This window comes from Nocardioides scoriae (assembly GCF_900104965.1).
GTDB classification, from domain to species: Bacteria; Actinomycetota; Actinomycetes; order Propionibacteriales; family Nocardioidaceae; genus Marmoricola; species Marmoricola scoriae.
Genome location: NZ_LT629757.1, coordinates 1,548,260 through 1,570,415 on the forward strand (window position 1 = coordinate 1,548,260; position 22,156 = coordinate 1,570,415).

A 22,156-nucleotide genomic window follows, 5' to 3' on the forward strand; every position below is an offset into this window, starting at 1 on the left:
CCGTGTCCGGACTGCTCGACTCCCTGGTCGGCAAGCTCAGCGCCGTCGTGATGGTGCTGGCGGTCGGGCTCATCGGCTACGGCGCGGTGATGCCCGGCGGCGAGGCCGAGGCGGCGGACTTCCGCCCGCTCTCGGCGCCGTCGAAGCCCACGCGGCTCGTGGTCCCGGCGCTCGACGTGCGGGCACCGATCTCGCCCATCGAGGTCAGCCCCTCGGGTGTCCTCGACCCGCCCGCCGACCCCACCCGCATGGGCTGGTGGCAGCGCAGCATGCGTCCGGGCGCCGGCCGCGGCCAGACCGTGCTGACCGGCCACACCGTGCACACCGGTGGCGGCGTCCTGGACCGGCTCGGCGACCTGCGCCCCGGCCAGCGGGTCAAGGTCGTCACGCCCCGCGGCACGGTCGTCTACCGCACCACCAGGGTCGAGACCCTGTCCAAGGCCGAGCTGGCCCAGCAGGCCCAGAGCCTCTTCGGCCAGGACCGCCGACGCACCCGGCTGGTGCTCATCACCTGCACCGACTGGAACGGCTCGGGGTTCGAGAGCAACGTCGTGGCGTTCGCCCGGCCGCTGGGCGTCCGCACGGCGAGCCCCGCCGAGGGCTGAGCCCCGGCGCCGCCGCGGCGCCGGCGTCAGCGCCGGCCGCCCGCCCGGGTCTGCGTCCTCGTGGTGGGCACCGGACCGGGCTGGCAGGTCGGGCACCACCACGTGCGCCGCTGCTCGGGGTCCCCGGCGACCTCCTCGACCATCTGCACGGTCGTGCCGCACCGCAGGCACGGGCGGCGCTGCCGCCCCGAGACCCAGTGGGTCTCGCCGCGAGCGGTCGAGCCGGTCGTCACCTGGTAGGCGCCCTCCACGGTGGCCGAGCGGTGCAGCGCCTGGGCCGCCCGGTCCACCAGCCGGGCCAGGTCGACCTCGCCCACCGGCGTCCACGGGCTGACGCCGGTGAGGAAGGCCAGCTCGTTGACCCACAGGTTGCCCAGGCCGGCCACCAGCCGCTGGTCGAGCAGGGCGGCCACCAGCGGGCGCGCGGGGTCGGTGAGCAGGCGGCGCACGGCCTCCGCGGGGTCCCAGTCGTCGTGCAGCGGGTCGGGCCCCAGGTGTCCGACGACCCGGTGCTCGTCGCGGGTGCGCACGATCTCGAGCTGGTGCAGCCGCAGTCCCCAGGCGGTGGTCCGCGCGTCGGTCTCGAGCACCAGCCGGACCTCGCGCATCATCCGCGCCGGGAGCCGCTTGCCCGGGCCCGTCACCGACCAGGCACCGTCCATCAGCAGGTGGCTGTGCAGGGTGAGCCCGTCGTCGAGCCGGGTCAGCAGGTGCTTGCCGTGGGTGGCGTGCTCGGTGATGGTGCGGCCCGACAGGTCACGGGTCGCCAGCCGCGGGGTGCGGAAGTCGGAGCGGACCACCTTGCGACCCAGCAGCTGCCGGTCGAGCCGGCGTGCGAGCTTCCAGACGCTGTCACCTTCGGGCACCGGACCATCTAAGCCGAGCGCACCGAACTCATCCCCGGCCCGCGGCCCCGGCCCAGCGGCTCGGGTCCGGCGCCGCCCACGGGCGGGCCGCCTCCAGCTGCGCCGAGAGACCCAGCAGCACGTCCTCGTCGTGGCGTCGTCCGACGAGCTGCACCGACAGCGGCAGCCCGTCCCGACCCGTGCCCGCGGGCACCGCGGCCGCGGGATGACCGGTGACGTTCCACAGAGCGCAGTGCGCGATCATCGGCTGCGCGCGCCAGGCCGCCCGGAGCGGACCCACCCCGTCGAGCGCCCCCACCGCCCGCGGACGCTCGGCGATGGTCGGCGTCAGCAGCACGTCGAACCCGTCCTGGTCGAACAACCGGTCGGCCCGCTCGGCCAGCCGCTCGCCGGCCCGCACGGCCCACCGCACCACGCCCGGACGCACCCAGCCCCCGAGCCGGTAGGCCTGGCGGGTGCGCCGCTCCAACCGCTCCGGGTGCTCGACCTCGTCGGCCTCGGCCCGCATGCCGGCGAAGAACTGCGGGACGAACGCCAGGGTCGCGTCCGGCCACCGCGGCGAGAACCGGCGTACGTCGTGCCCGAGGTCGGTGAGCAGCGCGGCGGTCTCCTCCAGGGCGCGGACGTGCGCGGGGTCGACCCGGGCGAAGGGGGTCTGCGGCTTCTCGCTCCACCCGATGCGGAGCCGTCGGGGCGTCGAGGCAGCCGCCTCGACGAAGCTGCGCGCGGGGTCCGGGGCCGTGAACAGGTCGCCCGGCTCGTTGCCCCGGAGCACGTCGTAGACCAGCGCGGCGTCGGCCACCGTGCGCGTCAGCGGGCCGACCGTGCCCAGCGCCCACCACAGGTGGGGGTGCGGGGCCGTGGTCACCCGACCGCGCTGCGGCTTGAGGCCGTAGAGCCCGCAGCAGGCCGACGGGATCCGGATGGAGCCGCCGCCGTCGCCGCCGATGGCCACCGGGACCATGCCGGCCGCGACGGCCACCGCCGTGCCGCCGCTGGACCCGCCCGGGGTGCGGCCCGGGTCCCACGGGTTGCGGGTGAGGCCGCCGGCCTCGCTCTCGGTGAAGGGCCACTGGCCGAACTCCGGCATCCGGGTCTTGCCCACGACCACGGCGCCGGCGGCCCGCAGCCGGCGCACGACCTCGCCGTCGGCGCGCACCGGCGTGCTGTTGCCGCGCCCGCCGAAGGTGGTGACGCAGCCCGCGACGTCGAGCTCCTCCTTGACCGCCACGGGGACGCCGTGGAGCGGTCCGCACGGCTCGCCGCGATCCCGGGCCGCGTCGCGCTCGGCGGCCTCCGCGCGAGCCGCGTCGGCCAGCACCACCGAGAACGCGTCGAGCGCCGGGTCGCGCTCCGCGATCCGGGCCAGGCTGGCCTCGACCAGCTGCCGGGCGGTCACCTCGCCAGCGGTCGTCCGTCGGACCAGCTCGGTGGCGCTCAGGTCCACCAGGTCGGCGTCGGTCGGGTCCGGGGAGAGGGCGCCCGGGGAGTCGGTGTCGGTCACCGCCGCAATCTAGAGCAGCCCCCGCACCACCCGCAGGGCGACCGAGAGCCGGGCGAGGTCCGGCTCGTCGTCGGCGGTGATGGTGCGCAGGCTGGCGACGGCCTGCTCGACGTCGCGCCCCGACGGCGGCGTCCCCCGCAGCTCGGCGGCGGTCAGCTGGGCGTGCACGGCCTGCAGGTCGTCGCGCAGCGCCGCCCGCGCCATCGACTGCCACCGGTCCTGCCGCGGCAGGCCCAGGACCTGCGTCACCAGCCACGGCAGCCCGAGCCGCTCCCCCACCTCGAAGTGGGTGCGGGCGACCTCGACGGGCTCGCGCTCCTCGCGGCGGGCGGTCTCCACGATCCCCAGCAGCACGTACGCCGCGGGGCAGGCCGCCACGCGCACGGCCAGCGGCTCCGGCACGCCGGCCGCCAGCAGCTCGTCGCGCCGGGTCTCGAACGCCTCGCGCTCGAGGCCCACCAGCAGGTCGGGCAGCACCTCCATCACCTGCTCGACCACCACCTCGTAGCGGTCGACCAGCGCCTCGGTCTCCTCCTCGATGCGCCGGCCCTCCAGCAGCCAGCGGCTGGCCCGCTCGACCAGGGTGCGGACCTCGAGCCGCATCCGCGTCTGCACCGCGGCGTCCACGTCGTGGTCGACGGCCGCGATGCCGGCCCGGAGCCGCTCGGCGCCGAAGATCTCGCGCGCCACCAGGTTGGCCCTGGCCAGCTCGGCGGCACCGGCGCCGGTCTCGCCGCGGAGCCGGTGGACGTAGGTGATGCCGGCGTTGTTGACCAGCTGGTTGACGACCTGGGTGACCACGATCTCCCGGCGCAGCTGGTGGTGCTCCATGGATCCGCGGTAGCCCTGGCGCATGCCGGCCGGGAAGTAGCCGAACAGCTCCAAGCGCAGGAACGGGTCGTCGGGCAGGTCGCTGTCGAGCAGCTCCTCGGCCAGCACGATCTTGGTCCACGACAGCAGCACGGCCAGCTCGGGCGCGCTCAGGCCCTCACCCCGCTCACGCATCCGCGCCACCTGCCGACGGGTGGGCAGGCCCTCCAGCTCGCGGTCGAGGACACCGGCGCCCTCGAGGGTGCGCACCCAGTCCTCGTGCACGTGGAGCAGCGCGGGGGCCTGGGCCAGGGCGTTGGCCAGGGCGAGGTTCTGGTCCTCGTTGTCGGCCAGCACCAGCTCGGCCACCTGGTCGGTCATCGAGGCCAGCAGGGTGCTGCGCTGCTTGCCGGTCAGGTCGCCCTCGGCGACCACCCGGTCGAGCAGGATCTTGATGTTGACCTCGTGGTCGGAGGTGTCGACCCCGGCCGAGTTGTCGATGAAGTCGGTGTTGATGCGACCCCCCGCGGAGCCCGGGCCACCGTCGCGGGCGTACTCGATGCGGCCCAGCTGGGTCAGGCCGAGGTTGCCGCCCTCCCCGACGCAGCGCACCCGCAGCTCGTGGCCGTCGACGCGGATGGCGTCGTTGGCCTTGTCGCCGGCCTGGGCGTGGGTCTCGCCACGGGACTTCACGTAGGTGCCGATGCCGCCGTTCCACAGCAGGTCGACCGGGGCCAGCAGGATCGCCCGCATCAGCTCGGCGGGGGTCATGCGGGCGGTGCCCTCGGGCAGGCCGAGCGCCTCGCGCACGGCGGCGCCGACGGGGATCGACTTGGCCGAGCGCGACCAGACCCCGCCGCCCGGGGAGATCAGCGAGGTGTCGTAGTCGCGCCACGACGAGCGCGGCAGGTCGAACAGCCGCCGCCGCTCGGCGTACGACGTCGCCGCGTCGGGGTCGGGGTCGACGAAGATGTCGCGGTGGTCGAAGGCGGCCACCAGCCGGATGTGCTCCGAGCAGAGCATGCCGTTGCCGAACACGTCGCCCGACATGTCGCCGACGCCCACCGCGGTGACGTCCTCGGCCTGGCAGTCGACGCCCATCTCCCGGAAGTGGCGCCGCACCGAGACCCAGGCGCCCCGGGCGGTGATGCCCATCGCCTTGTGGTCGTAGCCCACCGAGCCGCCCGAGGCGAAGGCGTCGCCCAGCCAGAAGCCGTACTGCTGCGAGACGCCGTTGGCGATGTCGCTGAAGGTCGCGGTGCCCTTGTCGGCGGCGACCACGAGGTAGGTGTCGTCGTGGTCGTGGCGCACCACCCGCTCCGGCGGCACCACCTGGCGTCCGGCCGGCGTCTCGACCAGGTTGTCGGTCACGTCGAGCAGGCCCGAGATGAAGGTGGTGTACGCCGCGACGCCCTCGGCCAGCCACGCGTCGCGGTCCGAGGGGTCGGGCAGCTGCTTGGCGAAGAACCCGCCCTTCGCGCCGACCGGGACGATGACGGTGTTCTTGACCATCTGGGCCTTGACCAGGCCGAGGATCTCGGTGCGGAAGTCGTCGCGGCGGTCCGACCAGCGCAGCCCGCCGCGCGCGACCGAGCCGAAGCGCAGGTGCACCCCCTCGACGCGGGGCGAGTAGACGAAGATCTCGAACCGCGGCCGGGGCTGGGGCAGGTCGGGGACCTGGGACGGGTCGAGCTTGAGCGAGAGCCGGTCCAGGGGCCGGCCGTCGGTTCCGGTGACGAAGTAGCTGGTGCGCAGCGTCGCCTTGACCATCGTCAGGTAGGACCGCAGGATCCGGTCCTGGTCGAGGCTGGTGACCTCGTCGAGCCCCCGCAGCACCCGCTCCTCGAGCTCGGCGCACTGCGCCTGGCGGGCCTCGCTGTCAGCGGCGATGTGGTGCCGGGTGCCGGGGTCGAAGCGGGCCTCGAACAGCTGCACCAGGGTGCGGGTGAGCTCGACGTTGCCGAGCAGCGCGCCCTCGATGTAGTCCTGCGCGAACGGCGTGCCGCCCTGGCGCAGGTGCTTGGCGTAGGCGCGCAGCAGCATCGCCTGGCGCCAGGTCAGCCCGGCGGCCAGCACCAGCGCGTTGAACCCGTCGCTCTCGTTGAGGCCGTCCCACACCGCCAGCACCGTGTCCTGGAAGCGCTCGCGCGAGTCGTCGGGCAGCGGGCGCGGGTAGCGCAGCCCGAAGTCGTAGATGTGCGAGGCCCGGGGCAGGCCGACGAGCTCGTAGGGCCGCTCGTCGACGACCTCGACCCCCATCGTCGACAGCACGGGCAGCACGTGCGAGAGCGAGAGCGGCGGCCCGATCCGGTAGACCTTCAGGCGTGCCTCGCCGGGGGCGGCGGTGACGTCCTCGTAGAGCGAGAGCGCGATCCCCTCCTCGCCGGTGATGGCCTCCAGGCGGCCCAGGTCGACCGCGCCGCTGGCGGGCGGGTAGTCCTCCTTGTAGGCCTCGGGGAAGCTCGAGGCGTAGGTGCGGACGTGGCGGCTGCCCTGCTCCTCGCCGTACGCCGAGACGACCGCGCTGGTGAAGTCGTCGCGCCAGGACCGGGCCGCCTCGGCGCAGCGGCGCTCCAGGTCGGGCACGTCGGGCTCGGCCACCAGCTCGCCGGGGGCCGGGCGCACCACGAAGTGCAGCCGGGCCGAGAAGGACTCCCCGACGTGGGCGGTGTACTCCACGCTGTCGCCGCCCAGCTGGCGGCGCAGGATGGCCGCGATCCGCTCGCGGACCGAGGTGTTGTAGCGGTCGCGCGGCAGGTAGACCAGGCACGACAGGAACCGGCCGTAGCGGTCGCGCCGCACGAACAGCTTGAGCTGGCGGCGCTCGCGGGTGTGCACCACCTGGGAGGCGATCGGCACCAGCTCCTCCACCGAGGTCTGGAACAGCTCGTCGCGCGGGTAGGTCTCCAGGACGTCCATGAGCGCCTTGCCGGCGTGGCTCATCGGGTCCAGGGCGAGGGCCTCGATGACGGCGGCGGCCTTCTCGCGCAGCACCGGGATGCGGCGCACCGACTCGGTGTAGGCGGCCGAGGAGAACAGGCCGAGGAAGCGGCGCTCGCCGCAGACCTGACCGTCGGCGTCGAACTTCTTGACGCCGACGTAGTCGAGGAAGACCGGTCGGTGCACGGTCGCGCGCGAGTTGGCCTTGGCCAGCACCAGCAGCTGGGGGTCGCGGGCGTGGGCGGCCACCTGCTCCGGGAGCGGTCGCGGTGCTCCGGGGTCGGCCCGCAGGATCCCGAAGCCGGTGCCGGGCACGGCCACCAGGGTGTCGCCCCCGGCGTGCTCCTCCAGGGCGTACTCGCGGTAGCCGAGGAAGGTGAAGTGGTCCTCGGCCAGCCAGCGCAGCAGCGAGGCGCCCTGCTCGATCTCCTCGGCCGGCAGCGGCGGCGGGTGCTCCTCCAGCTCGGTCACCACCGCCCCGACCTGGGCGTGCATCCGGGTCCAGTCCTCGACGGCGTCGCGGACGTCGAGCAGCACCTTCTGCAGCCGCTCGGTGATGGCCGGCAGCTCCTCGTCGGGCACCCGGTCGATCTCGAGGTGCATCCACGACTCGCGGGCGACGTCGTGCTCCTCGGTCCGGCTGTGCTCGTCGAGCACGCCGTGGAGCCGGCCGGCCAGGTCGCGGCGCACCACCAGCTGCGGGTGGACCACCAGGTGCAGATCGTGCTGCTCCTGGGTCAGCACCATCGAGACCGAGTCGACGAGGAACGGCATGTCGTCGGTGACCACCTCCACGACCGTGTGGCCGCCGGCGGACCAGCCGTTGACCGAGGCGCTGGGCGTGAAGACCTTGACCGCGGCGGTGCCCTGCGGCCGGTCCTGGGCGAGCCGCAGCTGCGCCACGACGGCGCCGAAGAGGTCCTGGGGCTCGCGCTCGAGCAGGTCCTCGGGGGCGACGTGGCGGTAGAACAGCTGCAGCAGCGTGTCCAGGTCGACACCCTCCGCGAGGGCCGGGGGCTTGTCCCGCGCCAGGTCGCAGACCGTGGACAGGAGCTCGGACTTGCTTGCTTCCAACGCCGTCACCCTCCGAGGTTAGGACGTGGTGACCTGCGTCACCACGGCCGGGCCGCCGGACGCCATCCCGGGTGCCATGATTCGCGGGGTGCAGCTCGCCCACACCATCACCTACGCCGAGGCCACGCCCGCGCAGGTCCACGCCATGCTCGCCGACCCGGAGTTCCGACGGCGCTCCTCCCGCGCCCAGGGGGTGCTGACCGCCGACGTCTCGGTCCTGCCCAACGGGGAGGGCATGTCCGTGCGCGTCGACGAGCTGCAGCCCGCGCGCGGCGTGCCGGAGGCGGCCCGCCGCTTCGTCGGCGAGACGGTCCGGCTGGTCCGCCTGGAGGAGTGGTCCGACGACACGGGCGGCACCGTGGTGGACGCCCCCGGCAAGCCGGTCTCGGTCACCGGGACGGTGCGCCTGGAGGCGGTCGGCACGGGTACGACGCAGACGCTGGAGGTCGAGGTGGACGTCCGGGTCCCTCTCCTGGGCGGGCGCCTGGCATCCTTCGTCGGCGAGCTGGTCGCCGCCAGCATGGACACCGAGCAGCAGGTCGGCACGGCCTGGCTGAGAGGAGAGCGTGGATGAAGAAGGTCACCGAGGAGCTGCGCTACGACGGCGCGACCCTGGAGCAGGTGCACGAGATGCTGGCCGACCCGGCCTTCCGGGAGCGGGTGTGCGACCACCAGCAGGTGCTGCGCCGCAGCGTCACCGTCGACCGCCAGGGCGAGCGGATGGCGGTGACCATCGACCAGGTGCAGCCGGCCAAGGGGATCCCCGGGTTCGCCCAGAAGTTCGTCGGCGACGAGATCAACATCGTGCAGACCGAGGACTGGCTCTCCCCCGTCAAGGGCGACATCCACGTCTCGATCCCCGGCAAGCCCGGTGAGATGAAGGGCACCGCCCTGCTCACCGAGGACCCCCAGGGCGTCACCGAGACCGTCAACCTCGACGTCAAGGTCAACATCCCGCTCGTCGGCGGCAAGATCGAGGGCCTCATCGCCGACATGCTCGCCAAGGCGCTGCGCGCCGAGAACAAGGTGGGGCGCGACTACCTCGCGTCCTGATCCACGTCGTCGGTCGGCTCGGCCGCGTCGCGCCTGCGGCTGAGCCAGACCGTCACGCCGAGCAGCACGAACGGTCCGAAGGCGAGCACCAGCACCAGGCCCTGCTCCGCGGGGTGGAGCGGGCCCAGGTGCGCCGGGAGCACGAGCTGCGGGTCCAGGGCCCTCACCCCATGTGGGGGTAGCGGTGGTCCTTCGGCGGGTCGAAGGTCTCCTTGATCGACCGGGGCGAGGTCCAGCGCATCAGGTTCGCCGGGGCGCCGGCCTTGTCGTTGGTGCCCGACGCGCGGGCGCCGCCGAACGGCTGCTGCCCCACGACCGCACCCGTCGGCTTGTCGTTGACGTAGAAGTTGCCCGCGGCGAAGCGCAGCCGCTCGCTGGCCCACGCGACCGCCTGCCGGTCCTGGCTGATGACCGCGCCGGTGAGGGCGTACGGCGCCACGGACTCCATCTGGTCGACCACGGTCTCGAACCGGTCGTCGTCGTAGACGTGGACGGCGAGGATCGGGCCGAAGTACTCCTCGGAGAACATCGCGTCGTCGGGGTCGGAGGCCTCCACCAGCGTCGGCCGCACGAAGTACCCGACCGAGTCGTCGGTCTGGCCCCCCGCGAGGACCTCGAGCTTGCTGGAGCGCTTCGCCCGGGCGATCGCCCGGTCGTGCTTGGCGAAGGCGCGGTCGTCGATGACGGCCCCCATGAAGTGCGACAGGTCGGTGACGTCGCCCATGGTGAGGTTCTCGGTGTCCGCGACCAGCTGGTCCTTGAGGCGGCCCCACACGCTGCGCGGCACGTAGGCCCGCGACGCGGCCGAGCACTTCTGGCCCTGGAACTCGAAGGCGCCCCGGATCATCGCCACCCGGAGCACGTCCACGTCGGCCGAGGGGTGGGCCACGATGAAGTCCTTGCCGCCGGTCTCCCCCACGATCCGCGGGTAGGAGCGGTAGCCGGTGAGGTTCTGGCCGACCGTGCCCCACAGCGACTGGAACGTCGGGGTCGAGCCGGTGAAGTGGATGCCGGCGAGGTCGGGGTGGGCCAGCGCCACCTCGGAGACGGCGAGGCCGTCGCCGGGGAGCATGTTGATGACGCCCGGGGGCAGGCCGGCCTCCTCGAGCAGCTCCATGGTCAGGGACGCCGCGAGCTGCTGGGTCGGCGAGGGCTTCCAGACCACCGTGTTGCCCATCAGGGCCGGGGCGGTCGGCAGGTTGCCCGCGATGGCGGTGAAGTTGAACGGCGTGATGGCGTAGACGAAGCCCTCGAGCGGCCGGTGGTCGGTGCGGTTCCACACGCCGCGGCTGTTGGCCGGGGGCTGCTCCTCGAGGATCTGGCGGGCGTAGTGCACGTTGAAGCGCCAGAAGTCGATCAGCTCGCAGGCCGCGTCGATCTCGGCCTGCCAGGCCGTCTTGGACTGGCCCAGCATGGTCGCCGCGTTGAGGGTCGCGCGCCAGGGACCCGCCAGCAGGTCGGCGGCCTTGAGCAGGATGGCGGCGCGGTCGTCGAAGGACATCGCGCGCCAGGCCGGGGCCGCGTCGGCGGCGGCCTGCACGGCCGCCCGGGCGTCGGCGGCGGTGGAGTTCTTCAGCACGCCGAGCACCTTGGCGTGCGCGTGGGGCTGGACGACCTGGATCTCCTCGCCGCCACCCATCACCTTCTCGCCCGCGATGGTGGCGGGCAGGTCGCGCGGCGCGGCACCGAGGTGGGCCAGCGCCGCCTCCACGGAGGTGCGCTCGGGGCTGCCGGGCGCGTAGTCGAGCGTGGGCTCGTTGACCGGCTGCGGAGGCGAGGTGATGGCGTCCATGCGACGGATCGTCGCACGCGACGCCCCTCAGGCGTCCAGCAGGGCGAGCAGGTCGGGGATCTCCTGGGTGGCCCACCAGCCGAGCTCCGGCGGGTCGTCGTCGGCGGGGTCCACGTCGGCGTCGTCGGCGTGGACGGCCACCACCCGGCGCATCGGCACGGCGGCACGGGGGTCGCCGACCTCGGCGACGAGCACGACCCGGCGCCCCGGGCGCCCCCCGAGCAGGCCGGCGGCGAGGTCCGCGGCGTCCTGGAGCGCGGCGTACTCCTCGTCCTCGGCGTCGCCCGTCGCCACCACCCGGTCGGTCGAGGCCGGCACCTCGCCGGCGTCGTGGCACCGCCGCAGCAGCCGGGGGGTCAGCGCCAGGTAGACGCGCGCGGCGCTCACCGGTCCCGCTCCGGGCGGCGTCGCCCTCGGGGCGCCCGCGGGCGGTCCTCGCTGGCGGAGTCGACGAGCTCGTCGAGGGCCTCGCGCACGCACTGGCCGAGGACCTCGATGTCGGGCAGCGCGTCGCGGTCGGCGCTGATGCCGTAGTAGACGGCCCCGTCGTACGACGTGACCCCGACGGCGAGCGAGAACCCCGGGAGCAGCGGCGGCACCGGGTAGGTCTCGACCATCTCCGCCCCGGCCAGGAACATCGGGAACTGCGGGCCGGGCACGTTGGTCACCACCAGGTTGACGTGGCCGCGGGCCTCCGCGAAGGCCACCCGCGACCCGAGGGCGTGGAAGGTGGTGGGCGCGAAGCCCGCCACGCCGGCGATCCGGTCGGCGGCCACGGCCCGGCCGGTCTCGCTGTGGGCCCTCAGGGCGTAGGAGACCTGGTGCAGGCGGACGACGGGCGAGCCCTCCCCGATCGGCAGGTCGACGAGGTGGCCGACCACCTGGGAGCCCAGCGAGGTGGGCTCGAGGTCCTCGTCGATGACGCTCATCGGCACCAGCGCGCGGAGCCGGCGACCGGCGCCGACCGGCTCGGCGCGGGTCATCAGCCAGGCGCGCACGGCACCGGCGAGGGTGGCCAGGACGACGTCGTTGACGGTGCCGCCGTGGACCCGCCGCACCTTGCGGTAGTCCTTGAGCGAGGTGCGCACGCACACCAGCCGCCGCTGCGCCGACGGCTCGACGTTGAAGGGTGACTCGGGCAGCGGCCGGCCACCGAGGCCCCCGGGCAGGGCCGCGCCCAGGCTGCCGGCGAGCCCTCCGGTGAGCCCGCTCGCGAGGCTCGTGCTCAGGCCGCCGGTCAGCCCGTCGGCGACGACGCCCGCGCGGGTCAGGCCGCTGCCCAGGGTGCGGGCCACGGCCTCGGCGTTGCTGCGCACCGTGGCCGCCGCGACCCGGGGGTCGCGGACCGACTCGCTCAGCGCTCCCAGCAGGAGCGCGGCCTGGGTGGGCTCTCCCGGTGGGACGTAGCCCTCCTGCACCAGCTGGCGGGGGTCGGGGTCCACGTCGAGGAGCACCTGGCCGAGGTCGACCGTCGAGATGCCGTCGACCAGCACCTGGTGGGACTTCGACAGCACCGCGACCCGGCCGCCCTCGAGGCCCTCGACGAAGTAGACCTCCCACAGCGGGCGGTCGGTGTCCAGGCGCCGCGACATGATCCGCGCGGTCAGCTCGCGCAGCTGGTCCAGGCTGCCCGGACGCGGCAGCGCCGAGCGGCGCACGTGGTAGGCGAGGTCGAAGCGGTCGTCGTCGACCCACACCGGGTTGGCGAACCGGCCCGGCACGCGGCGCACGCGCTGGCGGTAGCGGGGGACGAACGCGATCCGGTCGTCGATGTGGGCCAGCAGGGCGTCGTAGTCCAGGCCCGCCTCGCCCGGGTCGAAGATCTCCAGCGTCGCGTTGTGGAGCGGGGTCTGGGCCGTCTCCTGCGCCAGGAGGGCCAGGTCGCTGGCCCTGAGCCGCTCGCTCATCGTCGCTCCTCGCTCGGGACGCCCGTGTGGCTTCGGTCTCACCTGCGCCGGGGAGCCGGCCGTCGCCTTGGGTGGCGACCGGGCACATGGGATTGTGGCAGAGCGCCCCGTGGCGCCACACGTCCCGTCTCGCCCCCGTCCCACGTGGAGGATCCATGCACCGCGTCCTGCGCCGCCTGGCGCGACCGGCCGTCCCGCTCGCCGCCGTCCTGCTGCTCGTCACCGCGTGCGGCTCCCCGGACGGCAGCGGCACGACCGACGACGCGGCCTCCTCCCCCAGCCCGTCGGCCAGCGCGTCGGCCAGCGCGTCCCCGAGCGCCTCGGCGGGCTCGGCCGAGAGCTCGCCCAGCGCGTCGACCGAGGCCGGCACGGTCATCGACATCCGCTTCGCCGACGGCCAGGTCACCCCGGCGGGCAAGCAGGTGGAGGTCGGCGTCGGCGAGCCGTTCACGCTCCGGGTCGAGGCCGACGCGCCCGGCGAGCTGCACATCCACAGCACGCCCGAGCAGGAGCTGGCCTACGAGGCCGGCACCACCGAGAAGACCCTCACCCTCGACCGCCCCGGGGTGGTCGACATCGAGTCGCACACCCTGGACCAGCTCGTCGTGCGCGTCGAGGTGAGCTGAGCCCGTGCCGGGCCTGCTCGTCCCGCTGCCCCTGCACGGACTGGGCGGCGCGCAGAACCTGCCGCTGCCGCTCCCCCTGGCGGTCGCCGGTGCCACCGCGGCCCTGGTGGTCTCCTTCTGCGTCCTCGCGCTGGCCTGGCGCCGGCCCCGCTACGTCGGCGGCGCCCCCTCCCGCCCGGCCCCGGCCGCGCTGGCCCGCGTGGTCGACGGTGCGGCCTGGGCCTGGACCTGGCGCGTGCTGGGCCTGCTGTTCTTCGGCTACCTCGTCTGGCCGCTGGTCGCCGGGCCGGACCTGGTCACCAACCCGGTGCTCGGCACGTTCTACGTGCTGGTGTGGGTCGGCGTCGTGCCGGCCTCCCTGCTGCTCGGCCGTGCGGCCCGGGCGGTCAGCCCGGTCCGCACGCTCAACCTGCTGCTGGCCCGGCTGACCGGCGGCGACCCGGCCCGCGGCCTGGCGGCGTACCCCGAGCGGCTGGGCCTGTGGCCCGCCGCGCTGGGGCTGTTCGCCTTCGTGTGGCAGGAGCTGGTCAACCCGCAGAGCGCGTACGTCGGCTCGGTGCGGGTGTGGCTGGCGGTCTACCTGGCCGCCATGGTCGTCGGTGCCCTCGTCTTCGGGGACACCTGGCTCTCGCGCGCCGACCCCTTCGAGGTCTGGTCCGACCTGCTCGCGCACCTGTCGCCCTGGGGCCGTGACGACGCCGGCCGGCTCGTGGTGCGCAGCCCGCTGTCGAACCTGGCCACCGTCGTGCCGCGACCGGGCCTGCTCGCCGTCGTGGCGGTGCTGTTCGGGTCGACGGCGTTCGACAGCTACAAGGACACCCTGTTCTGGCAGCGGCTGGTGGCCGACTCCGGCCTGCCCGCGGTGCCGGTCGACACCGCAGCCCTGCTGGTGTTCTGCCTGGTGGTGGGCGGCAGCTTCACCGTGGCGGCGCGGCTCACCGGCGTCGAGACCGGAGCCCGCACCGGCCGCGGCTCCGCCCGGGTGGCGAGCCGTCGCGAGCTGCCGCTGCTGCTCGCGCACTCCGTGGTGCCGATCGCGGTGGGCTACCTGACGGCGCACTACCTGACCTACTTCGTCGAGCAGGGCCAGACCACGCTGATGCAGCTGAGCGACCCGCTGGTGCGGGGCGACGACCTGCTCGGCACCGCCGACTGGTCGGTCAGCTACTGGCTGTCCTTCCACCCCACCCTGCTGGCGGTGGTGAAGGTGCTGGCCATCGTGCTCGGCCACGTCGTGGGCGTGGTCGCGGCCCACGACCGGGCGCTGTCGCTGCTGCCCGCGCGGCACCACGTGACCGGCCAGCTCGCGATGCTGGTCGTCATGGTCGTCTACACCGCCACCGGCCTCTACCTGCTGATGGCCTCCTGACCCTGCTCCCGGACCCCGCCGCGGCCGGCGGGTCGGGCAGCACCAGGGCACGGAGCTCCGCGACCGCCTGGCGCAGCGGGGAGTCCCCGAGCTCGACCACCGAGCGGCCCGTGACCAGGGCCCGGTCGGTCGTGGCGCGGTCCTCGGGCACGAACACCACGCCGGCCGGTCGCACGTAGCCCTCGACCATGCCGACGATGTCGCGCCGGCTCCACCCCAGGGAGTCGCGCATCCGGTTGACGACCACCGTCACCGGCACGGGCGCGAGGTCGCGCAGCTCCACCAGCGTGCGGGCGAGCCGGGCCAGGCCCGGCGGCTCGGCGGAGCCCACGGCGACGACGTGGTCGGCCGCCGCCACGGCGTCCAGGGTGAGCTGGTTGCGCGAGAGGCTGCGCCCGAGCTCGGTCTCGTCCTCGAGGCTGAACCCGGTGTCGACCACGACGTCGCCCACCTCCGCGGCGCGCTCGAGGACGGCGTCGAGCACGCCCGGCCGCGCCTCCACCCAGCGGTCGGGGCGCGGCAGGCCGGTGAGCACCTCGAGGTGGTCCGAGACGACCCGCCGGCAGCGGGCGAACCCCGCGGCGTCGAGGGCGCCCGCGTTGACCAGCCGCGCGGCGGCCAGCAGGCCGCTCACCTCGTCGAGGACGCCCAGGTGCTGGGCGACCGTGCCGCCGTGGGGATCTGCGTCCAGCAGCACGGCCGGGCTGCCCCGCCGCGCGTGCTCGGCGGCCAGGGCGATCGCCAGCGTGGTGCGTCCCGGCGCACCCGCGGGACCGTGGACGGCCACGACGCGGCCGGCGACGCCCCTGACCTCGAGACCGCCGGTGACCTCGGGCTCCGGGTCGAGCACGAGGTCGTGGCTGGCGGCCGCACGCACGGCCGCTCCCAGCCCGTCGGCCTCCCCGGAGGGATGCACGTGCACCACGCCGAGGCGCAGCAGCTGCTCGGTCTCGCCCCCGACGGCCACGCACCGCACGTCGTCGCGCAGCAGCCGCATCACCGCGTCGGCGTCGAGCCCGGGCAGCTCACCGTCGACGACCGCCACCCCGGCGGTCTGGGTGCTGGCACTGCCCAGCAGGTCGGCGAGGTCGACGCAGCGCTTGACCACCACAATGCCGTCGGCCTCCAGGGACCGCAGTGCCCGGGCCTCCCACTCCGCGCCACCGGCGGCCACGAGGGCCGGGACCCGCTCCGTCAGCATGCTCAGCCCTTCCGCGCGATGACGACGCGGCCCTCGGAGATCCCCCCGAGGGCAGCCGGCAGGTCGGCCGCGCGGTCGCTCGGGACCCCGACGATGACCTGGCGGGTGGTCTGCGGGGCCAGGGTGTCGGCGACGCCGGGGACGGCCACGACGGTGACGTCGGCGAGCACCCGCTCGGCACGGACCCGGCTGGCGTCCTCGACGGCGGCGACCTGCGGCGTCACCCACACGTCGACCACCGACCCCTGCTCCACGGTGGCCGGGAGGTCGTCGGAGACCACGCTGATCGGCACCTCTAGCAGGTCCGAGCCCGCCTCGGGCGCCACGGCGGCGCGCGGCAGCAGGTCGCCGGCCGCGACCGGGCGGTTGAGCACCGTGCCGGCCGGGACGGGCTGCTCGCCGGACAGGTAGCCGGCAGCCGAGGCAGCGTCGGGGAAGCGCACCCGGCGCTGCTCCAGGTCGCCGTCGGCGACGGTGGCGCCGGCCGGCAGGTCGCGGGCCAGGGCCCAGACGGGGACCGAGTCGTCGGCCGCCCCCACCACCCGGGCGCCGGCGACCACCGAGGCGGCCACGAGGAGCAGCCCGAGGACCAGGCGCGGGTTGCGCCACCCGGGGCGCCGGCTGCGGGCGGCGGCGGGCGGGACGGGCACGTCGGGGGTGGGCGCGTGGTCGGCGCGGCCGCGGACGGTGGTGGAGCTCATCGGACGGTTCCTCCCAGGGGGCAGGGGCTGACGGGACGGGCGGGCCCGCGGACCGGGTCGCGCGCGGCCGTCCACAGCCCGGGCGTGGCGAACGATCGCCACCGCACGTCACCGGTGGCACACTGAGGCACATGAGCGCAACGCCGCGGTTCCTGCAGCTGGCCGACGTCGCCGAGATCCTCAACATCTCCGGGGCGCAGGTCTACGCCCTGGTCCGGCGCAACGACCTGCGGGCCATCAAGATCGGCGGCCGGGGCCAGTGGCGCGTGGAGGCCAGCGAGCTCGAGGCCTACATCCAGCGCGCGTACGCCGACGCCGAGCAGTTCGTCAGGGAGCACCCGTTCGTCGAGGGGTCCTCGGTCTCCCCCGAGTGACCCCCGGCTCATCCGAGCCTCCCGCGGACGGCTGCGACCTGGTCCACGGCGACGACCTGGACCCCGCGCGCCCCCGCCTCGCCGACCAGCACCTCGAGGAAGTCCTGGCCCACGCGACCCACGAGGCCCTCGACCCGGTGGTCGTCACGCAGGTGCACGACGCACGCCTCGCCGGACTCCCCCAGGCGCCGCAGCAGCGACCTCAGCGGCAGCCGATCCACCACTGACCAGGCCTCCTGCGCGTCGGCGCGCGGGGAGAGACCACCCGCGACGGCGACCGCGCGCTGCGGCACGAGCCACTGCGAGGGCCCGTCGTCCAGCAGCAGCCAGTCGCCGCCCACCCGCACCAGCTCCGCCTCCAGGCGGGTCCCGCCGACGAGCCGCAGGCTGACCCGGCGGCCGCGGGAGGCGTGGCAGCGCTCGGCCAGCGCGACGCGGGCGTACTCGCTGCGGGCCAGGTCGGCGACCTCGAGGTCGCGCTCGCCGAGCCGGAGGCCCGCCGCCTGCTGCTCGAGGTCCTCGAAGACGTCGAGCAGCGCGCTCTCCCAGCTCATGGTGACCCCCGTCCGTGGGCCGCCCGATCACCGCGGCCCGATCCGCGTCCACGAGCCATGCCCGCTCCCCCTCCGGGTGAAACCGGCGTCCTCAGGGTGTGGACACCGTGGTTGACACCTCACGATCCTGGGCGTTGTCTGATGCAAACGCAAGCAAACGAAGGCATCACACCGTGAACCACTCCCAGCAGCCACCGGTAGACCCGACCACCACCCGCTTCGACGCCCTGGTCCAGCAGGCGGCCGAGGTCGTCCTTGCCGCGTGCGTGGCGTGGGTGGTCGTGCTGGTGCTCGCCGCCCTGGTCGAGGCCACCAGCCGCGGCCATCTGCCCGCCCTGCGGTGGGTGGGCTGCCCACCCGTGCTGCGCCGCGGGCTGCTCGCCGCCGTCGGCGTGGCCGTGCTGGCACCCGGGCTGCCCGGCCCGCCGGCCAGCGCCGGCGCCCCGCCCGACCCGGGGCGGGGCGTCCGCACCACCGACACGCGCTCGGGTCCGGTCCGCGGCTCGTGGCTGCCCGTCCCCGCCCGACCCCTCGACGCCCGCCCCCTCGACGCCCACCGCCCGGACACCCGCCCCGCGGACCTCGGGCCCGCCCGGGCCCCGGACGGCCCGGTGCTCGTCGTCCGCCCCGGTGACTCCCTGTGGTCCCTGGCCCACGAGCGGCTGCCGGCGGCCGACGCCGCCCGGCTCGTCGGGGCCGTGCGGGCGCTGCACCACGCCAACCGCAGCGTCGTCGGCCCCGACCCCGACCTGCTCCGGCCGGGGCAGCTGCTCCGCTGGCCGGAGGCCGGACCTCATTCCCCCCGTCCCCACCACCCCACCACCCCGTCACGAGGAGAGACGTCATGACCGTCACCCCCCACCGCGCCCCGCGGTCCCCCCGACCCCGGACCGCTCACGTGCGCCGTGCCGCCCCGGTGGCCAGCCTCCAGGGCACGCTGGCGCTCGACTTCTCCCCGGCCGACCCCGGACCCGCGCCCCTGCTCCGGCTCGTCGCCGGCGGCCGCACCGAGCTCGACGTCCTGGCCCACCGGTTCGCCCACGCGGTCGTCGAGGTCGTCGGCGGCGACCGCGGGCCCAGCCAGCTGCTGCGCTGGACCAGCCCGACTGTGTACGCCGACCTCCAGCGCCGGGCCGCCCTGGTCGCCCGGACCGTGCCCGGCGACCGCCGCGTGCGACGCCTGCGCAGCCAGGTGCGCAGCGTCCACGTCAGCTGCCCGGCGCCGGGAGCCGCCGAGATGAGCGTCCACGTCCGGCGCGGCGAGCGGTCCAGCGCCCTGGCGGTGCGGCTCGAGCTGCGCGACGGCCGGTGGTGCTGCACCGCCCTGGAGTTCGGCTGAGCCGTAGGGTCGGTGCCACCATCCCCGATTGCTCCAGGAGCGACCCGTGAAGCTGCGCAACCTGCCGACCCGCCTCGCGACGGGCGCCTTCATCCTGCACTCCGGCCTCGAGAAGTGGCGGGGCGACGAGGCCACCGCCCAGGCGCTGCACGGCATGGCCTCCGGCACCTTCCCGGTGCTGAAGGGGCTCAGGCCCACCGAGTTCCTGCGGACCCTCTCGGTCGGCGAGATCGCCCTGGGCGCCGCGCTGCTGTCCCCCACCGTGTCGACGGGCGTGGCCGGCGCCGCCCTGACGGGGTTCTCGGGCAGCCTGCTGGCGACCTACCTGCGCACCCCCGGCCTCACCAAGCCGGGCAGCGTGTGGCCCACCCCCGACGGCCTGGGCATCAGCAAGGACGTCTGGATGCTCGGCATCGGCCTGGGCCTGCTGGCCGACGCGCTCACCCGCTCCGCCGCCGAGAAGCTGCCCACCCGCTCCTGACGCCGCTCCCCACGCACGAGGCCGCCCGGTGACCAGGTCACCGGGCGGCCCGTCGTGCTCGCGACGGCCTCAGCCGTTGGCGCGCGCCACCTGGCCGGTGGGGCCGTTGGGGGCGCCGTGGCACTTCTTGTACTTCTTGCCCGACCCGCAGGGGCACTCGGCGTTGCGGCTCATCCCCAGGTAGGGGTCCTCCTCCTGGGGCACCGTCTCACCGCGGACCTCGACGTCGCCGTCCTCGGTGGGCGCGGAGTACGTCAGGTGGGCCGGCTGCTGCGGCTCGCCGAGACCCTTGGCCCGCAGGTGCGGGGTGTGCTCGTCGGTGGCGTGGACCGGGCGGGCCTCGCCGGTCTCGGCGTCGACGACCTCGCCCTCCTCGTCGGCCGCGGGCTCGTCGACCTGCACCTCGAGGTTGAACACGAAGCCGACGGTCTCCTCGCGGATCCCCTCCTTCATCGCGTTGAACATGTCGAAGCCCTCGCGCTGGTACTCCACGAGCGGGTCGCGCTGGGAGTAGGCACGCAGCCCGATGCCCTCGCGCAGGTAGTCCATCTCGTAGAGGTGCTCGCGCCACTTGCGGTCCAGCACCGAGAGCAGCACCTGGCGCTCCAGCTCGCGCATGTTGTCGCTGCCGATGGACGCCTCGCGGGCGTCGTAGGCCTTCTGCGCGTCGGCCTGCAGGTCCGAGACCAGCACGTCGCGGTCGAGGCCGTCACGGCCCCCGGCCTCGCGCTCGAGCTCGGCGACCTTGAGGCCGACGGGGTAGATGGTGCGCAGCGCGGTCCACAGCGCGTCGAGGTCCCACTCCTCGGGGAAGCTCTCGGTCGCCGCGGTGACGTACGCCGCGACCACCTCGTCGACCATGCCGCGCACGTGCTCGGACAGGTCGGTGCCCTCGAGCACCGCACGCCGCTCGGCGTAGATGACCTCGCGCTGGCGGCTCATCACGTCGTCGTACTTGAGGACGTTCTTGCGGGACTCGAAGTTCTGGCCCTCGACCTGCGCCTGCGCCGAGGCGATGGACTTGGTGACCGACTTGTTCTCGATCGGCACGTCGTCGGGGACCTTGAGGGCGATCAGCACCCGCTCGACCCAGTCGGACTTGAACAGCCGCATCAGGTCGTCGCCGAGGGAGAGGTAGAACCGGGACTCCCCCGGGTCGCCCTGGCGGCCGGAGCGACCGCGCAGCTGGTTGTCGATGCGGCGCGACTCGTGGCGCTCGGTGCCCAGGACGTAGAGGCCGCCTAGCTCCTTGACCTCGTCGTGCTCGGCCTTGACCTGGGCGGTGATCCGCTCCACGGCCTCGGGCCAGGCCGCGTCGTAGGCCTCGATGTCCTCGACCGGGTCGAGGCCCTTCTCGCGCAGCTCCTGGTCGGCGAGGAACTCCACCGAGCCGCCGAGCATGATGTCGGTGCCGCGACCGGCCATGTTGGTCGCCACGGTGACCGCACCGCGGTGCCCGGCCATGGCGACGACCTTGGCCTCGTCGGCGTGCTGCTTGGCGTTGAGGACCGAGTGCGGGACGCCGCGCTTCTTCAGCTCGCGACCCAGCAGCTCGGACTTCTCGACCGAGGTGGTGCCCACCAGGATCGGCTGGCCGGTGGCGTGGCGCTCGGCGATGTCCTCCACGACGGCGGCGAACTTCGCCTCCTCGGTGCGGTAGACGAGGTCCTTCTGGTCGATGCGCTCCATCGGCTTGTTGGTGCGGATCGGCACCACGCCGAGCTTGTAGATCTTGTCGAACTCGCTGGCCTCGGTCATGGCCGTGCCGGTCATGCCGGAGAGCTTCTCGTAGAGCCGGAAGTAGTTCTGCAGCGTGATCGTGGCGAGGGTCTGGTACTCCTCGCGGACGGTCACGCCCTCCTTGGCCTCGATGGCCTGGTGCAGGCCGTCGTTGTAGCGCCGGCCGGACAGGATGCGACCGGTGTGCTCGTCGACGATGAGGACCTCGTCCTGGATGACGACGTACTCCTTGTCGTTGCGGAACAGCTCCTTGGCCTTGATCGAGTTGTTGAGGAACGAGATGAGCGGCGTGTTGGCCGACTCGTAGAGGTTCTCGATGCCGAGGTAGTCCTCGACCTTGGTGATGCCCGGCTCGAGGATGGAGACGGTGCGCTTCTTCTCGTCGACCTCGTAGTCGACGTCGATGGTCAGCCTGCGCGAGAGCTTGGCGAACTCGGCGTACCAGTGCACCTCGTCCTGCGTGGGACCCGAGATGATGAGCGGCGTGCGGGCCTCGTCGATGAGGATCGAGTCGACCTCGTCCACGACGGCGAAGAACGGCGCGCGCTGGACGCAGTTGTCCAGCGAGGTCGCCATGTTGTCGCGCAGGTAGTCGAACCCGAGCTCGTTGTTGGTGGCGTAGGTGATGTCGCGGGCGTAGGCCTCGCGGCGCTCGTCGGGGCGCATGTCCGGGGTGATGACACCGGTGGTGAGGCCCAGGAAGTGGTGGACGCGGCCCATCCACTCGGCGTGGTACTTGGCGAGGTAGTCGTTGACCGTGACGACGTGGACGCCCTTGCCGGCCAGCGCGTTGAGGTACGCCGGCAGCGTCGAGACCAGGGTCTTGCCCTCACCGGTCTTCATCTCGGCGATGTTGCCGAGGTGCAGCGCCGCGCCGCCCATGATCTGGACGTCGAAGTGGCGCTGGCCGAGGACCCGCTTCGCGGCCTCGCGGACGGTGGCGAAGGCCTCCGGCATCAGGTCGTCGAGGGTCTCGCCGTCCTCGAGCCGCTTCTTGAACTCCTCGGTCATCCCGCGCAGCTCGTCGTCGGACATCGCGACGAAGTCGTCCTCGATGGCGTTGACGGCCTTGGCGATGGCCTCCAGCTGTCGCAGGATCTTGCCTTCGCCGATGCGCAGGACCTTGTCGATGATCGACACGCGGACTTCTCCCATGGGTGGACGCGGGGGTGGTGGGACCGGCGCCGCCCACGCGGCCCGAGCCCGTCGTCCATCGTAAC

20 protein-coding genes are annotated in these 22,156 nt (G+C 74.1%); 9 read left to right on the top strand and 11 right to left on the bottom strand.

The features are described from left to right. Nucleotides 1-2 precede the first annotated feature (2 nt). Nucleotides 3-605 carry a class F sortase gene (locus tag BLU55_RS07400; protein WP_231917096.1) on the top strand — a complete coding sequence of 201 codons (603 nt, stop codon included), beginning with the start codon at nucleotides 3-5 and terminating at the stop codon, nucleotides 603-605. A gap of 26 nt (nucleotides 606-631) precedes the next feature. Here the strand turns inward: BLU55_RS07400 and BLU55_RS07405 are convergent, their stop codons facing one another. The 3 genes from BLU55_RS07405 to BLU55_RS07415 are packed head-to-tail and all read right to left on the bottom strand — an operon-like array spanning nucleotide 632 to nucleotide 7,808. Then, nucleotides 632-1,471, bottom strand: coding sequence for a DNA-formamidopyrimidine glycosylase family protein (locus BLU55_RS07405; RefSeq protein WP_091727868.1), 840 nt, complete (start codon nucleotides 1,469-1,471; stop codon nucleotides 632-634). A 28-nt stretch (nucleotides 1,472-1,499) separates the two neighbouring features. After that, nucleotides 1,500-2,975 (bottom strand): amidase, encoded by a 1,476-nt coding sequence (locus BLU55_RS07410; RefSeq protein ID WP_231917097.1) that lies wholly within the window; start codon nucleotides 2,973-2,975, stop codon nucleotides 1,500-1,502. 9 nt (nucleotides 2,976-2,984) lie between these two features. Further along, entirely contained in the window at nucleotides 2,985-7,808 is a 4,824-nt protein-coding gene (locus BLU55_RS07415) for an NAD-glutamate dehydrogenase (RefSeq protein ID WP_091727871.1), read from the bottom strand. 79 nt (nucleotides 7,809-7,887) lie between these two features. On the opposite strand from BLU55_RS07415, the gene BLU55_RS07420 reads away from it, so the two are divergent. Together BLU55_RS07420 and BLU55_RS07425 are read left to right on the top strand one after the other, a co-directional pair. Beyond that, entirely contained in the window at nucleotides 7,888-8,373 is a 486-nt protein-coding gene (locus BLU55_RS07420; protein WP_157682779.1) for a DUF2505 domain-containing protein, read from the top strand. Continuing rightward, the gene (locus tag BLU55_RS07425) at nucleotides 8,370-8,852 is read left to right on the top strand and encodes a DUF2505 domain-containing protein (protein ID WP_091727877.1); all 483 of its coding nucleotides are present in this window, start codon (nucleotides 8,370-8,372) and stop codon (nucleotides 8,850-8,852) included. The genes BLU55_RS07420 and BLU55_RS07425 overlap by 4 nt, the downstream gene beginning before the upstream one ends. Here the strand turns inward: BLU55_RS07425 and BLU55_RS07430 are convergent. Genes BLU55_RS07430 through BLU55_RS07445 form a run of 4 tightly spaced genes read right to left on the bottom strand, consistent with a single transcriptional unit; the run spans nucleotide 8,837 to nucleotide 12,551 of the window. Next, on the bottom strand, nucleotides 8,837-9,019 hold the full coding sequence (locus BLU55_RS07430; RefSeq protein ID WP_091727879.1) for a hypothetical protein: 183 nt from the start codon (nucleotides 9,017-9,019) through the stop codon (nucleotides 8,837-8,839). The two genes, BLU55_RS07425 and BLU55_RS07430, sit on opposite strands and share 16 nt — an antisense overlap. Next, nucleotides 9,016-10,644 carry an L-glutamate gamma-semialdehyde dehydrogenase gene (gene pruA / locus BLU55_RS07435; RefSeq protein WP_091727882.1) on the bottom strand — a complete coding sequence of 543 codons (1,629 nt, stop codon included), beginning with the start codon at nucleotides 10,642-10,644 and terminating at the stop codon, nucleotides 9,016-9,018. The genes BLU55_RS07430 and pruA overlap by 4 nt, the downstream gene beginning before the upstream one ends. Nucleotides 10,645-10,671: 27 nt before the next feature. Continuing rightward, nucleotides 10,672-11,031, bottom strand: a complete 360-nt coding sequence (locus BLU55_RS07440; RefSeq protein WP_231917099.1) for a DUF6912 family protein — start codon at nucleotides 11,029-11,031, stop codon at nucleotides 10,672-10,674. Beyond that, complete coding sequence (locus tag BLU55_RS07445) at nucleotides 11,028-12,551, bottom strand: WS/DGAT/MGAT family O-acyltransferase (RefSeq protein ID WP_091727885.1); 1,524 nt, start codon at nucleotides 12,549-12,551, stop codon at nucleotides 11,028-11,030. Before BLU55_RS07445 ends, BLU55_RS07440 begins: the two co-directional genes overlap by 4 nt. A gap of 155 nt (nucleotides 12,552-12,706) precedes the next feature. Between BLU55_RS07445 and BLU55_RS07450 the strand changes: the two genes are divergently transcribed. Then, the gene (locus tag BLU55_RS07450) at nucleotides 12,707-13,177 is read left to right on the top strand and encodes a hypothetical protein (protein ID WP_091727888.1); all 471 of its coding nucleotides are present in this window, start codon (nucleotides 12,707-12,709) and stop codon (nucleotides 13,175-13,177) included. A gap of 4 nt (nucleotides 13,178-13,181) precedes the next feature. Beyond that, nucleotides 13,182-14,546: a hypothetical protein gene (locus BLU55_RS07455; protein ID WP_231917100.1), complete on the top strand. Its 1,365-nt coding sequence runs from the start codon at nucleotides 13,182-13,184 to the stop codon at nucleotides 14,544-14,546. Here the strand turns inward: BLU55_RS07455 and BLU55_RS07460 are convergent. Together BLU55_RS07460 and BLU55_RS07465 are read right to left on the bottom strand one after the other, a co-directional pair. Beyond that, nucleotides 14,497-15,747 carry an AAA family ATPase gene (locus BLU55_RS07460; protein ID WP_091727890.1) on the bottom strand — a complete coding sequence of 417 codons (1,251 nt, stop codon included), beginning with the start codon at nucleotides 15,745-15,747 and terminating at the stop codon, nucleotides 14,497-14,499. The two genes, BLU55_RS07455 and BLU55_RS07460, sit on opposite strands and share 50 nt — an antisense overlap. 2 nt (nucleotides 15,748-15,749) lie before the next feature. After that, the gene (locus BLU55_RS07465; RefSeq protein ID WP_091727894.1) at nucleotides 15,750-16,448 is read right to left on the bottom strand and encodes a CpaB family protein; all 699 of its coding nucleotides are present in this window, start codon (nucleotides 16,446-16,448) and stop codon (nucleotides 15,750-15,752) included. A 131-nt stretch (nucleotides 16,449-16,579) separates the two neighbouring features. Here BLU55_RS07465 and BLU55_RS07470 point away from each other — a divergent pair, with 131 nt between their 5' ends. Next, nucleotides 16,580-16,822, top strand: a complete 243-nt coding sequence (locus BLU55_RS07470) for a helix-turn-helix transcriptional regulator (RefSeq protein ID WP_091727897.1) — start codon at nucleotides 16,580-16,582, stop codon at nucleotides 16,820-16,822. An 8-nt stretch (nucleotides 16,823-16,830) separates the two neighbouring features. On the opposite strand, the gene BLU55_RS07475 is transcribed toward BLU55_RS07470, so the two are convergent. Continuing rightward, on the bottom strand, nucleotides 16,831-17,376 hold the full coding sequence (locus BLU55_RS07475) for a hypothetical protein (RefSeq protein WP_091727900.1): 546 nt from the start codon (nucleotides 17,374-17,376) through the stop codon (nucleotides 16,831-16,833). Between the two features lie 173 nt (nucleotides 17,377-17,549). Between BLU55_RS07475 and BLU55_RS19730 the strand changes: the two genes are divergently transcribed. The 3 genes from BLU55_RS19730 to BLU55_RS07490 are packed head-to-tail and all read left to right on the top strand — an operon-like array spanning nucleotide 17,550 to nucleotide 19,196. Then, on the top strand, nucleotides 17,550-18,224 hold the full coding sequence (locus tag BLU55_RS19730; RefSeq protein ID WP_091727903.1) for a LysM peptidoglycan-binding domain-containing protein: 675 nt from the start codon (nucleotides 17,550-17,552) through the stop codon (nucleotides 18,222-18,224). Then, nucleotides 18,221-18,715, top strand: coding sequence for an Rv3235 family protein (locus BLU55_RS07485; RefSeq protein WP_091727906.1), 495 nt, complete (start codon nucleotides 18,221-18,223; stop codon nucleotides 18,713-18,715). Before BLU55_RS19730 ends, BLU55_RS07485 begins: the two co-directional genes overlap by 4 nt. Before the next feature lie 46 nt (nucleotides 18,716-18,761). Continuing rightward, a complete protein-coding gene (locus BLU55_RS07490) occupies nucleotides 18,762-19,196 on the top strand; it encodes a hypothetical protein (RefSeq protein WP_091727909.1) in 435 nt (144 codons plus the stop codon). A gap of 69 nt (nucleotides 19,197-19,265) precedes the next feature. On the opposite strand, the gene secA is transcribed toward BLU55_RS07490, so the two are convergent. Further along, nucleotides 19,266-22,076 (bottom strand): preprotein translocase subunit SecA, encoded by a 2,811-nt coding sequence (gene secA, locus BLU55_RS07495; RefSeq protein WP_197681125.1) that lies wholly within the window; start codon nucleotides 22,074-22,076, stop codon nucleotides 19,266-19,268. Nucleotides 22,077-22,156 lie beyond the last annotated feature (80 nt).

Bases quoted from the DNA above. Each gene is read 5' to 3' on its own strand.
- BLU55_RS07425 (WP_091727877.1), top strand. From the start codon at position 8,370: ATGAAGAAGGTCACCGAGGAGCTGCGCTACGACGGCGCGACCCTGGAG.
- BLU55_RS07450 (WP_091727888.1), top strand. From the start codon at position 12,707: ATGCACCGCGTCCTGCGCCGCCTGGCGCGACCGGCCGTCCCGCTCGCC.
- BLU55_RS07460 (WP_091727890.1), bottom strand. From the start codon at position 15,747: ATGCTGACGGAGCGGGTCCCGGCCCTCGTGGCCGCCGGTGGCGCGGAG.
- BLU55_RS07470 (WP_091727897.1), top strand. From the start codon at position 16,580: ATGAGCGCAACGCCGCGGTTCCTGCAGCTGGCCGACGTCGCCGAGATC.
- BLU55_RS07445 (WP_091727885.1), bottom strand. From the start codon at position 12,551: ATGAGCGAGCGGCTCAGGGCCAGCGACCTGGCCCTCCTGGCGCAGGAG.
- BLU55_RS07475 (WP_091727900.1), bottom strand. From the start codon at position 17,376: ATGAGCTGGGAGAGCGCGCTGCTCGACGTCTTCGAGGACCTCGAGCAG.
- BLU55_RS07465 (WP_091727894.1), bottom strand. From the start codon at position 16,448: ATGAGCTCCACCACCGTCCGCGGCCGCGCCGACCACGCGCCCACCCCC.
- pruA (WP_091727882.1), bottom strand. From the start codon at position 10,644: ATGGACGCCATCACCTCGCCTCCGCAGCCGGTCAACGAGCCCACGCTC.
- BLU55_RS07485 (WP_091727906.1), top strand. From the start codon at position 18,221: ATGACCGTCACCCCCCACCGCGCCCCGCGGTCCCCCCGACCCCGGACC.